We start from the raw sequence: 13,242 nt of genomic DNA on the forward strand, positions 1-13,242 counted from the left end.
GAAAAAGTCATCTCGCGTAAGATTGATATCAAAGAAGGGATTCTTTCTGATCTATTATATAAAGCTATCGTACCTGATAATATCAAGTAACGATAAGCACCTAGAGGCAGGTTTATTCAGCTATTAACTTGGGTGGCTGTATTGGTTTGGCAAGATGTTTGTGAAATCATGCTGAAAGCACCTATTACACTGTAGCGGAAGTTTGCCTACCTTTAACAACGGGCTTAACAAGTTAGTTGAGCAACTTGTTAAGCCTATTGTCTGGTTAATTGAGATGGATGATAAATAGATTAGCGAAAATCGAGGAAGGAAGAAAAAACAGGCGATCGCAAACCTCCTTACAGATGTGATTTGGTAATAACAATTAGTTGTAACTAAAATATTCCAGTAATGAAAATACCATTTATTCACCAACGCCGCACAGTTTTAAAACGCATTATCCAATTTTCTGTTTTGGGATTGTTTACTCTATCAACTCCCTTAATAGGTAGCTTAGTCAATAACGCTCAAGCACAAAAAAAAGCTGGTTTTACTGCTAAAGTGATCAACTTGGCATATCAAACTTCTGGAGATATTGTCAAAGTCAAAAAAGTTGTTGAGCCACGTTTCAAAGCATTGGGTGTGACTGTAAATTGGGTTGGGCCATTCCCCGCCGGGCCGCAACTAATAGAAGCGATGAATGCAGGTAAGGTAGATATCGGCAATGTCGGAGAGACACCGCCAATATTTTCCCAAGCCGCAGGTATCACAGAAGTTATCTATATTGCCGGACGCACACCCAGCAAGGGGGAAAACCAAGGTGTTGTAGTCAGAGCTAATTCTCCAATTAAGAAGATAGCGGATATTAAAGGTAAGAAAATTGCTTTTCAGAGGGGATCGAATGCACACTATTTATTAGCAAAAGCCTTGCAAGAGGTGGGGTTAAAAATTAAGGATGTTACAATTGTTGGTTTGACTCCATCTGAAGCCCGTGACGCTTTTATTCAAGACAAAGTTGAAGTTTGGGTAGGTGGTGACCCTTTTTTGGCTCTTGTGGAAAAAATTATCCCAATTCGTAATCTGAGAAATGCAGCAAGAATTAATACTCTCGGCGGCTTTTATCTTGGTAGGCGTCAATTTGTCACCCAAAATCCCGAATTGGTGCGAGTATTTTTAGAGGAAGCAGACAAGGTAGGAGAATGGGCTGAAAAAAATCCAACTGAAGTTGCTAAAGCTTTTGCTCCCGAACTGAAATTAGATGTATCAGTTTTAGAAAAGGTGGCACGCCGACGTACTTTTAGGTTGAGAAGACTAACACCTGGCATTATTGCCGAACAACAGCGCGTTGCTGACTTTTATTTCCAAGAAAAAATCATTCCCCGTAAAATAAATATTAGAGATGCGATTCTTCCTACTCAACTAGATGTAGCTATTACGCCTGTTCGTCTTAAGTAAGCTGTTACGCAAATAAAATTGTATATTTACTCATGAGGGTTGTCATTAGTCATTTGTCATTAGTCATTTGTATTTAAAAGGACAGTCTTAACAATTGCAATGTACAATCTAGACGCGCATCAGCTTAACGTAAACACCTACAGACAGGTTTATTCAGCTATTAAGTTGGCGATCGCATCTACTAATTCAGCTGGTTCTACTGGTTTGGCAAGATGCTTGTGAAATCCGGCTCTTAGTACTTGGTTGGCGTTCATTTCTCCAGCATAGGCGGTGAGTGCGATCGCTCGAATTTGCCCTCCTTGTTCTGCTGGGAGTGTTCTCAACTGTCGCATGAACATACATCCATCCACTTCTGGCATCCCAATGTCGCTTAAAAGTATATCTGGCAAGGATTGGCTTAAAGCGGCTAGTGCTTGGGCTACTGATGTCACTGCTGTCACATTTGCCCCATATTGCTCTAGCAAGAAAACAATAAATTCTTGTGTATCTGCATCATCATCCACTACTAAAATATTGACACCATTTAAATTTGAGGATGCCTCTGAGTCACTACTTTCCTGTTTAATCTCTAATTGATTTTGGATCAGTGGGAGTCTCACAGTAAAAGTTGCCCCCTGATCTTCGCCCTTGCTTTCTACCTGGACTGTCCCGCCATGCAGTTCGACTAAGTGACGGACGATCGCTAACCCTAACCCCAATCCACCAAACTTTCTGGTGGTGCTGCTGTTCTCTTGGCGAAAATATTCAAACACGTAAGGCAGAAAATTGGGATCGATGCCTTTCCCTGTGTCGCTGACGATAATTTGAGCGTAAAGCGGGGAGTGAGGAGAGACGCGATTAATCGCGTCTGTACGGAGTGGGGAGTGATTTGGTATTTCTTTACCCCCTACTCCCAATTCCCCACTCCCTACTCCCCACTCCCCACTCCCTACTTGTTCCAATCGAATATCAACCCGTCCCCTGGCAGGTGTAAACTTAACTGCATTTGAGAGCAGGTTCCAAACGATTTGCTGCAATCGGCCAGAATCACCTAAAACTTGTCCCAAATGTGGTTCCAGGCTGATGTGCATCTCAATTGACTTCGCTTCTGCCGATAACCGCACTGTTTCCATTGCTGCCGAAATCACAGATGCCAAATCAACTAGGTAGATATTTAAGCTGAGTTTACCTTGTAAAATTCGGGAGATATCCAGCAAATCTTCAATCAGTTGAGCCTGTAACCTAGCATTTCGCTCAATAGTCTTCAGCGCTTGAGGGATTGTCTTTTCATCAAGTTTTTTGGTTTGGAGTAGCTTAGACCATCCTAAAATTGGGTTGAGTGGCGATCGCAATTCATGAGAAAGGACTGCTAGAAACTCGTCTTTAATCCGGTTAGCGTTTTCTGCTGCTTCCCGTGCCGTTTGCTCTGCTTCGTATAGACGGGCCCGTTCCATTTCTACCTGCTTGCGCTCTGTAATATCCCGCGAAGACGCTTGCATTTCTAAAATTTCTTTAGTTTGGCGATCGCGGATAGCTCGCATTGCTACCAAACCTCTAAAGCCTGGAACAGAAGTGATTCGAGCCAAGCTTCAAGCAAGAAGAGCCAAGCTTGAATCACAAGCATGAATCACAAAATCATTTTCAAAAATTTTATTTTCAGAAGTAGGAAGTCTAATTTTGCCTACAATAAAGGTAGTTGCGTAGTTTTAAGATATAAAGATGCCGATACTAACCCTTAGCAATGAGCAGGTTGTTGAACTGGTCAAACAATTGTCACCTGAACAGCAAGCGGAGGTATTTAGGTTTTTACTTCTTCAGCAGTGGGGGACATGGGAATCGTTGTCGCGTTATGGATTTGACAAAGCTAGATTAGTTGCTCAAGAGCGAGGTTTTGACTGGGGTGCAATGACTGAGGAAGAACGTGAAGCTTTAATCGATGACGTTGTGCATGAGGATTAATGCCATACGTTGCGGTTTTTGACACCAATATTTTGCTCTCCGCCCTACTCTCTACGAACGGTAACCCATTTCGCTGTTTAGCTTTGGCAAGGATAGGACAGGTCGAGTCTGTGACATGTCAAGAAATTTTAGACGAATTTGCCGAGAAGTTGCTCGTGAAGTTTGAATTTTCTGAAGAGATGACGCAAGCAGCAGTAAAGGAGGTGAGTGGGTTTTCTCGTCTGGTTAAGATTTCTGGAACGCTTAAGGCAGTTCCAGCCGATCCAGATGATGACATGGTTGTAGAGTGTGCATTGATTGGTAATGCAACTCACATTGTTACAGGGGACAAACATCTTTTGTCGTTGACAACCCACAAGAGTGTTGCGATTGTGAAAGCAGCAGAGTTTGTTGCATTGTTAGCGTCATCCTAGTGAATCTTGCCAGCTGCCCAACACTGCGTTGGTGCGGACGGTTGAAGCTAAGACTGAAATAAACCCTCAAACATTAGTTGAGAATAATGTCAATAATTGACAAATTCAGGAGTTAGTGATTTTATCCTCAATAAGCTCAAGCCTTTTTCAGAACATCTATTTTACAGACAATAGTCTGGGCAATGGTTTCAGAGTTTTAATTTCATCGAACTCCTAAGAAAACGCAGTTTTCTTTCGCCCTTCCCGTAGGTGCGCCTTCGTTGGAGACTCACGTTAAATATATTTTTATTTTTCTAGTCGATATTGGAATATAGCAGATGCTATAACTCTCACTACATATATCTAGAGTTATAGAGGTTGTAAGTTGGTGATTATGTACTACATCAACTATTATGCAAGCTATTTAAGCTAGTAATAGAGTTGTTTCAATCGAGAGAATGAAAATATGAGGGTTTGGCTTGCCTGCTTTTTTGTGTTATTTGCCTTAGCGGAACTGTTTGATTGGTTACAAGAATTTAATCTGCCATTACCTATCTATATTTTGGGTGGCGCTTTTTTAGCTGTTGCTTCTAACTATGATAAAATATTTGACTCCTATTTTGCTGATTCAACCATCGAGGCATCACTCGAACAATCCCAGTTAGATTCACTAACCCCATCTACTAATCCTATTTCTTTCCCAATTGCCAGTGCTGTTGAAGATGCTCAAACATCTCAAACGGATGATTAGCTGCATAGCCCAATCGCTTGTCTAGTCTCTAAGCAGCAAGTAAACTGCTACATTAATATAGAAGCTCAGGTTAATCAGCTTTTAACCTAGAGTCAGAAAATTAACTTCTGTACCTGCAACATCTACCCAATTCAGGCTACCGCCGCAACGCCGTGATTAGTGGACTATTAGAAAAACTCCGTGTCCCCTTTGTTAAAGTTCAGGATTCTCGTAACACTTCCAAGAGCAAAAGCTGGTTGCAAATTATTTTAGTTACCAGTGTAGGAGTCACCGCCTTTATCTGGGGAGTTAGGGAACTCAAATGGTTGCAGCCTTGGGAGTTGAGAGTTTATGATCAGATGTTGCGATCGCAAAAAGCAGAAGCACCCGATCGGCGGATTTTGCTGGTAAAAATCACTAACGAGGATCTCAAACGAGAGAAAGGGACTCTATCAGATCGTACAATAAATCAGCTGTTAAATAAAATAGAGTCTTATCAACCGCGAATTGTTGGTTTATATCTTTTCCAACCAGAACACAACAATTTGGCAGCTAATTTGCAAAATAAAGATAACATCGTCAGCACCTGTTTTTTCAGCAGCTTGGGTAGAGATGAAATTCCACCGCCACCAAATTTCCCTATAGATAATGTTGGTTTTGGCAATGTGGTTGCTGACAATGAAAACGACCAAATTCTCCGCCGCAGTTTGTTATTTGTTCACTCTCCATACAAAAAATGTACAACATCATTTGCATTTGGTGCGCTCATAGCAATTAATTATCTGGAAAAACAAGGCATTGAATACGACTTTACTAATAAAGGGGATTTTCAGTTAGGTAAAATCCTCTTACCGCGTTTACAAGCTAATTCCGGTAGCTACCAACATTTGGATGCAGATGGCTATCAAATATTATTAAATTACCGTCACCCCAACAGCTTTGCCGACGAAGTAACCCTCACACAAGTCTTCAGTGGCCAAGTCAACCCCAATTTAGTCAAAGATCGCCTTGTAATTATTGGCGCTACTGCCGCTAATTTACCTCAAGGTAGCTTTTATACACCTTACAGCGCTTTGCCAGATCAACCACCCAGAATGCCTGCTTTGCTTATTCATGCACAGATAGCAAGCCAACTCATCAGTACAGTGTTAGATGGACGACCTATAATTTGGTACTGGCCAGACTGGGCGGAACTTATTTGGGTGTGGGGCTGGTCGCTTTTAGGTGGAATTATAGCATGGCGGTGGCAAAATCCGTTGCTGTTGCTAGTGGTGGGAGGGACAACTCTACTTGGCTTAGTAGGAATCTGCGTTGCTTTGTTTTTGCAAGCCGGCGGATGGATACCATTAGTTCCCTCTGGCCTGGCTTTAGTGATTAGTAGCATTTGTATGATTACTTATACTAGCTACCAAAATCAGCGACAAACTCAGGTGATTATTCTGCAAGTTGAAAAACAACAAGAAGCGATCGCGCAATTAAATGTACTCTTAGAAGATAAAACAGCACTTCCCGACTCTTATCTTGATTTTCCTCCTATTGATTCACCAGAAATAAAATCAGGTGATTTGCTTTTGGGTGGACGCTACAAAATCTCTCAAGTTCTCGGTGCTGGTGGATTTGGCCGCACTTATTTAGCACGGGATACTCAACGCCCAGGTAATCCGATTTGCGTAGTTAAAAAGTTAATGCCAGCCCGTCAAGATACACGATTTTTGCAAGTTGCTCGTAGGTTGTTTAATAGTGAAGCTGAAATATTACAATGTTTGGGTAAACATCATCAGATTCCCGAACTACTTGCTTATTTTGAAGATGACCAAGAATTTTATTTGGTTCAAGAATATATTGAGGGACATACCCTCAGTGAAGAGTTACAACCTGTGCGGAATGTGCAAAATGAATCATTTGCGATCGAGATGCTTAAACAAGTTTTAGAAGTTCTAGAATTTGTTCATCAACATCGAGTGATTCATCGTGATATCAAACCAGCTAATATTATTAGATGCGCTCAAGATAATCGGTTGGTATTGATTGACTTTGGTGCAGTCAAATTGATGCAACCGCCAAGTAGTGAGCAAACAGAATTAGCCACAGTAGCCATCGGGACGCGGGGTTATGCACCTCCAGAACAATTTGCTGGTCATCCGCGCTTATCCAGTGACATTTACGCTTTAGGAATGATTGCCATTCAAGCTATAACAGGGATACCACCGCAAGAACTCCACCCAGATAGAGAAACGGGTAATATTATGTGGCGGCAAACTGTGCAAGTGAGTGAAGAATTAGCGGCAATTTTAGATAAAATGGTTTGCTATCATTTTAGCGATCGCTATCAATCAGCCGCCGCAGTTTTACAAGATTTAAAACGTATGTAACCCTGGCGATTAGAAATCGCGGCTACACAAACGAAGTCCCCCGTCGCAGACTAACAAAAAATGGCGTTGCATATTTGCAGGATGTTTTTTAATTTTTGCGAACTCATAAACCTAATTCCTTCTCTTCGAGACGCTTTGCGAACGCGCACTTCGCGTCTTCGCGGTTCAATAATTCATCCCTATTTTCTGCAACGCCCAAAAAATTAATGGTTTATAACCCGCGTTCACGCGGCATACCGTAGGGAAAGCGGGTTTTATTTGTGTAGCCGCAACTTCCAGTCGCCTGATGCTATTTAAACGCAAACTTCTGCATTGTTATTGTATCGACTGACAATGCCATTGTTTCGACTGACATGCCATTGTTTCGACTGACAATGCCATTGTTTCAACTGACAATGTGATTGTTTCAACTGACAATGCCATTGTTTCGACTGACAATGCCATTGTTTCAACTGACAATGCCATTGTTTCAACTGACAATGCCATTGTTTCAACTGACATGCCATTGTTTCGCTCGCACGCAATTATCCGCCGTTAGCTCAACATTATCAAGCTGTTCGTCAAAATTTAAAATATGAAGCTGAAATCCGCAGTAAAGGCCCTTTACCCGCTAAAATTATTTTCCTTACAACAGCCTTCGGTTGGAGCGTTGTTGCTGGAGTGCTTACCAGTATAATAGCCTGGATATTGTTTAAAAAAATTCGCCGCTAATAACTCTTCCCTTTGCGTCCTTAGCGGTTCGATACCCTAACCATGTCCACTCAACCCACAATCCAAAGCATATACACCGATGGTGCTTGCACCGGGAACCCTGGCCCTGGCGGTTGGGGAGTTGTCGTCTATTTTAGCGATGGCTCAATCCACGAAATGGGCGATGCATCCCCTCATACCACTAATAATAAAATGGAAATGCAAGCTGCGATCGCAGCCCTGCAATTTTTGCAAACATCTCAACAAACCCAACCCATCATCCTTCATACCGATAGCGAATACCTAATTAACTGCGTTACCAAGTGGGTGAAAGGCTGGAAAAAGAACGGCTGGAAAAAGTCAGATGGTAAACCCGTGCAAAACCAAGACCTTTTGGAAACTCTCGATGAACTTAATACCCAACAGATAAAATGGCAATACGTCAGGGGACATTCTGGTAACATAGGTAACGAACGTTGTGATGCGATCGCTCGCACATACGCCAGTGGTAAAATTCCTTCGCTACAACAATTAACTGCTGCAAATTTTTATCAATCTTTACCTTCTACAAATGAACTAAATGTAGCAAAAGTAGCTGATTATGAAAAAAACTCTCGAATAATTAACCAAAGTCCGCAAGAAATCAGTACTTCTGCACCAGAAATAACCGTTATGGAACCATCTACTGGGCCAACTGCGGCCGCAACCGATGAAAAACCGCCAGAAATGAGGGTTTCGCAACTCCGCAGCTTGGTCGAAACTCTGCGTATCGCTGACGAAATTTCAGAAAAAGGCTACTTAATCACCAGTTCTGAGTTAGCAGACTTGATGGATGTCCACGCCAGCGCTGTTACCAGTCGGGGAGATCAATGGCGCTGGCGAAACTGGATAGTGTCACGGGTACGCCGTGAAGGAAATCAAATTCTTTGGGAACTGGAACGCGGGGATCAAGTAGGAGGTGAAGAGGAGTAGGGAGCAGGGAGTAGGGAGTAGGGAGTAGGGAGTAGGGAATAGGGAATAGGGAATAGGGAATTTCGCTCACTCACCACTCACCACTCCCTACTCCCTACTCCCCCTCTTTTGCACTATATTTCCGTCCCCGCCACTCGCGTGGCTTGCGGAACGCAGATAAGAAGATTCGTAGCACAGCTAAGGGATCAGCCAAAGGGGAAAGCCAGAATAACCAGCCGCCTTTGGCGCTTTTGCGATCGTAAGAAGGTGCGATCGCAATTAGCATAGCAAAGCGAATTACCACCAAAAATAAATTTAGTCCCAGCAGAAGAAGTAGGGGAGTAGGTACAGACGCGATTAATCGCGTCTGTACGATTAATCGCGTCTGTAGCGAGTAGGAGAGTGGGGGAGAAATCAACAAAAAAGTGAGGACAATTAAAAGGGGTAGACCTTGAACAGATGTGAGTAGCCATAAATCTCCCCACAACTGCGAACGAGAAGTTGCATCTTTGAGGTCGAGACTGCGCCCCCACTCCTTCCACGTCTCCATCGCCCCTTCATACATCCGTACTTTCAGCACTTTTGCGCCATCTAAAAAGCCCACCTTATACCCTTGAGCAGCAATATTTCGTGCCAAAGTGACATCATCACAAAAAGAACCACTCGCACTGCTATAGCCACCCACAGCAGCTAAAACGGAGCGGCGACACAAAAAACACTGCCCATTTGCCATGACCCGTTCTGGCTGCTCTGTATTGATCCCAGCGGGGTCAAATCGGTAAAGCAGAGTCATCAACAAAGCCGGTTGTAGCCAGCACTCTCCCGGATATTTGAGAATAAACTGGGGTGAAAGGGAAACGAGGTCATACCCCTGTGCTTCGGCTGTCTTCACCAAACCAGCAACCAAACCAGGATGCGGTTGAATATCAGCATCCAGCCCTAGAAACCACTGACTACCCTCAGAGCTAAATAGAAAACCGTTATGCAACGCCCAAGGACGCCCCACCCAACCAGAGGGTAAGGGGTCATCTGTGATCACCCGAAAGCGCGGATCTTTCTGCTGTGTCGCTTTTACCAAGTCCGGTGTACCATCAACAGACTTGCTGTCTACAACAATAATTTCCCGAACTTCGTAGCTTTGCTGGCTTAAACCAGCTAACAAGGGGCTAATGCGAAGCGCCTCGTTCAGTGTGGGAACGACGACGCTAACCTTACCCAAAAGCTCCAGTGTCGGCTGTTGCGGTTCTATTGGAGGAAGCCGTCTTGGTCCCTTTAGCAAGCGCGAAAACAGAATCGCCGTCGCTGGTACTTGGATAATTAGCAATAAAAGGGTTGTCATTAGTCATTAGTCATTAGTCATTAGTCATTAGTCATTAGTCATTAGTCATTGGGCATGGGGCATTGGTTATTAATTCTTCTCCCCCTGCCTCCCCTGCCTCCCCTGCTCCCCCTGCTCCCCCTGCTCCCCCTGCTCCCTCATTCCCCCACTCCCCACTCCCCACTCCCCACTCCCCAATCTATAGACTTATTTCAAGGCAACTTTAACGCTTCTTGCCACCGAGACTTCCTTGTTTGCTGGTTCAACAGCAATTGGAGTGGGTGTGGTTGAACTGCTTAACCACAGCACCACAGCAGGAGTCACACCAAACAATAAGCCGAGCAACACTGGGATGGAGAATCCAGCAGCCAAGCTTAGTCCGGCGGCGAAGGCAAAGTTAGTTAAATAAACGACTAAGGGTAGATTAAGTTGCGATCGCTCTAATTTAATCGAAGCGTTTCTCCACAACAATCCTGCCACACTCATAAACAGGGCGCTAGTGCCAAACCAACCTGCATAGTTCTGGTAAGGTGTGCCAAAGAAAGCGCCTGGATGTTCCCAATACCAAAAAGGCAGAGAAGTTTGACTCATCGCTGGCTCAAGGGCAAAATCCCAGCATGTGAAGAGTAAAGCACCAACGGCTATAGCCGCAATATGGCGTCCCCAACTAGGTTTTTGTGCCACTTTCAAACCAGTTCTCGCAATTAAATAAGACGACAGCCCAACATAGAACCAAGATAAAGGAATTGTAAAAGGAACTAGCCCCGCAATCTTATAACCCAAGCCACTCAAGTAGCTATAATTACCAAATGGAAAACCTGTACTGGTTCCCAGTAGTTCACTACCCAAGGAGATAAACATAGCTGGCAGCATAAATGCTAGCCAAGTTCCCAATCCCAGCGTCCGGTAGGCATAAATAGAGACAGCTATTGTCCCTAAGATGATATCAACTACACCGCCACCTGCCATACTTAACTGGATGGCAGTTTCTCCAACCTGCGATAAGTTTAAAATTATTTCGGCATTAGGTACGACCAGTAGCATCCCTACCAGTCCAAAGGCTTTTGACACGATATGACCAATGAGGCATACGCGTTCAGCTATAACAAGTTGTCTCATGATAATTCCTTAACAAGATGTGACACGCGGCTACTCGGCTGCTAACAGTTTACAAATCTTTAACAACATATTTAACTACTTTGTGCCGCAATTCTCTACAAACTTGTTTGGCTTTTTTGGGAAGAGCATAACAGCCTATTGATTGAAGCTATAAGAAATATGATGATAGATTTACTAGTCTAAGCTATATAGTCAAAATCTACATAATTTCATCTGTAAAAACTTCTGGTTTCTTGTCCCACTGATACCAGTATGATGAAGAACTGCTTCCATGCAAGGATCTCTTTGAGACAGGACAACCACCATAGATTAAGCAAGCCCTACAGTAAGTGTGAAGAATGACACATTTATCCCCAAAAATCACGGCAGGGATTATTAGGTATTATAAAACTTTAAACAAAATCTATACTTCTACTACGCAGTTCGACTGCGCTCACCGTAAACTCAGTTTCCATTCAGATATAGCCGTTTATTGGCTATAATCTCTATTGAGAGCAGTAAGGAGCCACCATCTACTGATTAAGAAGACCTTAATCAATAAAAAACGTAATCCCGTCAAGGGATAGGGGATGTCTGGTAGTACATCCAAGGCGACTAACCCCAATATTTAAGGATGTCCATCCCGAATTTGGGGTAGCTTAAACCTAAATCTCAAACGTCTAACTATATTTGACTATGAAATTTGGAACTATACCGTAATCTAGAGGTTGTTGATAAACAGCTTCTAACTTAATGACTAACAGACGCCAATTTTTAAAAGGGGTGGCAGGGTTTTCTAGCTTATCTTTAGCTGGTTGTGGCTGGAGGCTAGCTGAAGTCCGTGCTAATTCTAATACTTCGGGTCAACGTGACCAACTTTATATCTTTACCTGGACGCAATATACTGACAACCAATTATTGAAAACCTTTAGCACCCAAACCGGCATGAAAGTGCTAGCGGATGTGTATGATTCCAATGATGTCATGCTGGCTAAATTGCAAGCTGGAGGCGGTGGCACTTACAGCATCATCTACCCATCCGATTATATGGTGCAGAAGATGGTAAAGAAAGGTTTATTAACAGAAATAGATCGCGATCGCTTAATCGGTTTAGAGAATTTATTCCCCCGATTTCAGAATCCTAGCTATGACCCCAATAACCGATATAGCATCCCTTTTAACTGGGGAACAACAGGTTTACTTTACAATTCTGAAAAAATCAAAGATGCACCACAAGACTGGGATTACCTTTGGCAAAACCAAGAGCAACTTAATCAGCAGATGACCTTGCTCAATGATGTTCGAGAAGTGATGGGTGCGACCTTACGGATGCTAGGTTACTCTTACAACTCAAAAAATGAACAAGAAATCAAACAAGCTTATGAAAAATTGAAAGTACTAAAATCTGCGATCGCACGTTTTGACACCGACGCTTGGCAAAATCAAATTCTGGCAGGAGATTTACTATTAGCAATGTGCTATTCAGCAGATGCGGTGAGAATCTCTCAAGAAAACCCTAAACTCAAATATGTAATTCCTCGCAGTGGTTCTTCATTATGGACAGACACTATTGTAATTCCTAAAACAGCCCCCAATTTAGCTGGAGCCTATGCTTGGATTAACATGATTTTACAACCAGAATTAGCAGCCCAAATCAGTCAACGCCTGAATATTTCTACGCCTAATAGTGCTGGATTTGAGCAATTGCCAAAAACAATCCAAAACAATACTAATTTATTTCCTTCAGAGTCACTTTTAGCAAATTGTGAACGTGTTACTCCTGTAGGAGAATTTGAAGAGGTTTACGACCGCTATTGGACTCAGTTAACTAGCGGGTAAAATAGTTATGAATTTGGGAGTGGGGAGTGGGGAGTGGGGAGTTAAGAGTTATAAGTGATGAGTGATGAGTTAGGAGTTATAAGTGGTGAATTTTCAAGAAAGTGATATTTCTAAAATAGAAGAATTACAACGCCCACGAGCGAATTGGCTCCAACCTTTGGTATTACTTGCACCATCTGGCATTTGGTTATTACTTTTATTGGTGCTGCCAACTTTAATAATTTTCCAGTTAAGTTTAGTTGCAGACATCCGCCCAGGAGATTTAGTCAATCCCAACGGATTCAAAAACTACATTAGAATATTTGACCCCCTTTATGTGCAAGTAATTGTGCGATCGCTATTTTTTGCGTTTGGCACTACAATAATTTGTTTAATTTTGGGCTTCCCCGTCGCCTATTGGATTGCTCAGATAGCGCCCCAACGTTGGAGGAATTTGCTGCTATTAGCCTTTGTCTTACCTTTGTGGACTTCCTCGTTAAT

Annotated in this window: 11 protein-coding genes and 2 pseudogenes; 8 read left to right on the top strand and 5 right to left on the bottom strand. The window is 42.9% G+C overall.

Annotation, left to right across the window (positions count from 1 at the left end):
• Window positions 1-390 precede the first annotated feature (390 nt).
• On the top strand, window positions 391-1,434 hold the full coding sequence (locus LC574_RS05950; protein WP_229452006.1) for an aliphatic sulfonate ABC transporter substrate-binding protein: 1,044 nt from the start codon (window positions 391-393) through the stop codon (window positions 1,432-1,434).
• 149 nt (window positions 1,435-1,583) lie between these two features.
• On the opposite strand, the pseudogene LC574_RS05955 reads toward LC574_RS05950, so the two are convergent.
• Window positions 1,584-2,894: pseudogene (locus LC574_RS05955) on the bottom strand (ATP-binding protein); the annotation flags it as partial.
• A 238-nt stretch (window positions 2,895-3,132) separates the two neighbouring features.
• Between LC574_RS05955 and LC574_RS05960 the strand changes: the two are divergent.
• The 4 genes from LC574_RS05960 (at window position 3,133) to LC574_RS05975 (ending at window position 6,866) form a co-directional block, all read left to right on the top strand.
• Window positions 3,133-3,372: a hypothetical protein gene (locus LC574_RS05960; protein WP_229452008.1), complete on the top strand. Its 240-nt coding sequence runs from the start codon at window positions 3,133-3,135 to the stop codon at window positions 3,370-3,372.
• Window positions 3,372-3,785: a putative toxin-antitoxin system toxin component, PIN family gene (locus LC574_RS05965; protein ID WP_229452010.1), complete on the top strand. Its 414-nt coding sequence runs from the start codon at window positions 3,372-3,374 to the stop codon at window positions 3,783-3,785. Before LC574_RS05960 ends, LC574_RS05965 begins: the two co-directional genes overlap by 1 nt.
• A gap of 445 nt (window positions 3,786-4,230) precedes the next feature.
• Window positions 4,231-4,515: a hypothetical protein gene (locus tag LC574_RS05970; protein WP_229452012.1), complete on the top strand. Its 285-nt coding sequence runs from the start codon at window positions 4,231-4,233 to the stop codon at window positions 4,513-4,515.
• Between the two features lie 152 nt (window positions 4,516-4,667).
• Window positions 4,668-6,866 carry a CHASE2 domain-containing serine/threonine-protein kinase gene (locus LC574_RS05975; protein WP_229452013.1) on the top strand — a complete coding sequence of 733 codons (2,199 nt, stop codon included), beginning with the start codon at window positions 4,668-4,670 and terminating at the stop codon, window positions 6,864-6,866.
• A 315-nt stretch (window positions 6,867-7,181) separates the two neighbouring features.
• Here LC574_RS05975 and LC574_RS05980 read toward each other — a convergent pair whose 3' ends face one another.
• Complete coding sequence (locus LC574_RS05980) at window positions 7,182-7,367, bottom strand: hypothetical protein (protein ID WP_229452015.1); 186 nt, start codon at window positions 7,365-7,367, stop codon at window positions 7,182-7,184.
• Between the two features lie 252 nt (window positions 7,368-7,619).
• On the opposite strand from LC574_RS05980, the gene rnhA reads away from it, so the two are divergent.
• On the top strand, window positions 7,620-8,528 hold the full coding sequence (gene rnhA / locus LC574_RS05985; protein ID WP_229452017.1) for a ribonuclease HI: 909 nt from the start codon (window positions 7,620-7,622) through the stop codon (window positions 8,526-8,528).
• Window positions 8,529-8,622: 94 nt separating this feature from the next.
• On the opposite strand, the gene cruG is transcribed toward rnhA, so the two are convergent.
• Genes cruG through cruF form a run of 3 tightly spaced genes read right to left on the bottom strand, consistent with a single transcriptional unit; the run spans window position 8,623 to window position 10,944 of the window.
• Window positions 8,623-9,846, bottom strand: coding sequence for a 2'-O-glycosyltransferase CruG (cruG, locus tag LC574_RS05990; protein ID WP_229452019.1), 1,224 nt, complete (start codon window positions 9,844-9,846; stop codon window positions 8,623-8,625).
• A 34-nt stretch (window positions 9,847-9,880) separates the two neighbouring features.
• A complete protein-coding gene (locus LC574_RS37815) occupies window positions 9,881-10,009 on the bottom strand; it encodes a hypothetical protein (RefSeq protein WP_267871430.1) in 129 nt (42 codons plus the stop codon).
• A gap of 23 nt (window positions 10,010-10,032) precedes the next feature.
• Complete coding sequence (cruF, locus tag LC574_RS05995; protein WP_229452020.1) at window positions 10,033-10,944, bottom strand: gamma-carotene 1'-hydroxylase CruF; 912 nt, start codon at window positions 10,942-10,944, stop codon at window positions 10,033-10,035.
• 732 nt (window positions 10,945-11,676) lie between these two features.
• Here cruF and LC574_RS06000 point away from each other — a divergent pair.
• Window positions 11,677-12,762: a PotD/PotF family extracellular solute-binding protein gene (locus tag LC574_RS06000; protein ID WP_229452022.1), complete on the top strand. Its 1,086-nt coding sequence runs from the start codon at window positions 11,677-11,679 to the stop codon at window positions 12,760-12,762.
• A gap of 85 nt (window positions 12,763-12,847) precedes the next feature.
• Window positions 12,848-13,242, top strand: a pseudogene (locus LC574_RS06005) (ABC transporter permease); the annotation flags it as partial.

The sequence above is a fragment of the Nostoc sp. CHAB 5715 genome (assembly GCF_020829685.1).
In the GTDB taxonomy this organism is placed as follows: domain Bacteria; phylum Cyanobacteriota; class Cyanobacteriia; order Cyanobacteriales; family Nostocaceae; genus Nostoc.

Excerpts from the sequence above, each read along its gene's own strand:
- cruG (WP_229452019.1), bottom strand. The coding sequence starts at position 9,846 with ATGACAACCCTTTTATTGCTAATTATCCAAGTACCAGCGACGGCGATT.
- LC574_RS05960 (WP_229452008.1), top strand. The coding sequence starts at position 3,133 with ATGCCGATACTAACCCTTAGCAATGAGCAGGTTGTTGAACTGGTCAAA.
- LC574_RS05980 (WP_229452015.1), bottom strand. The coding sequence starts at position 7,367 with ATGTCAGTTGAAACAATGGCATTGTCAGTTGAAACAATGGCATTGTCA.
- LC574_RS05970 (WP_229452012.1), top strand. The coding sequence starts at position 4,231 with ATGAGGGTTTGGCTTGCCTGCTTTTTTGTGTTATTTGCCTTAGCGGAA.
- rnhA (WP_229452017.1), top strand. The coding sequence starts at position 7,620 with ATGTCCACTCAACCCACAATCCAAAGCATATACACCGATGGTGCTTGC.
- LC574_RS05950 (WP_229452006.1), top strand. The coding sequence starts at position 391 with ATGAAAATACCATTTATTCACCAACGCCGCACAGTTTTAAAACGCATT.
- LC574_RS05965 (WP_229452010.1), top strand. The coding sequence starts at position 3,372 with ATGCCATACGTTGCGGTTTTTGACACCAATATTTTGCTCTCCGCCCTA.
- LC574_RS06000 (WP_229452022.1), top strand. The coding sequence starts at position 11,677 with ATGACTAACAGACGCCAATTTTTAAAAGGGGTGGCAGGGTTTTCTAGC.
- cruF (WP_229452020.1), bottom strand. The coding sequence starts at position 10,944 with ATGAGACAACTTGTTATAGCTGAACGCGTATGCCTCATTGGTCATATC.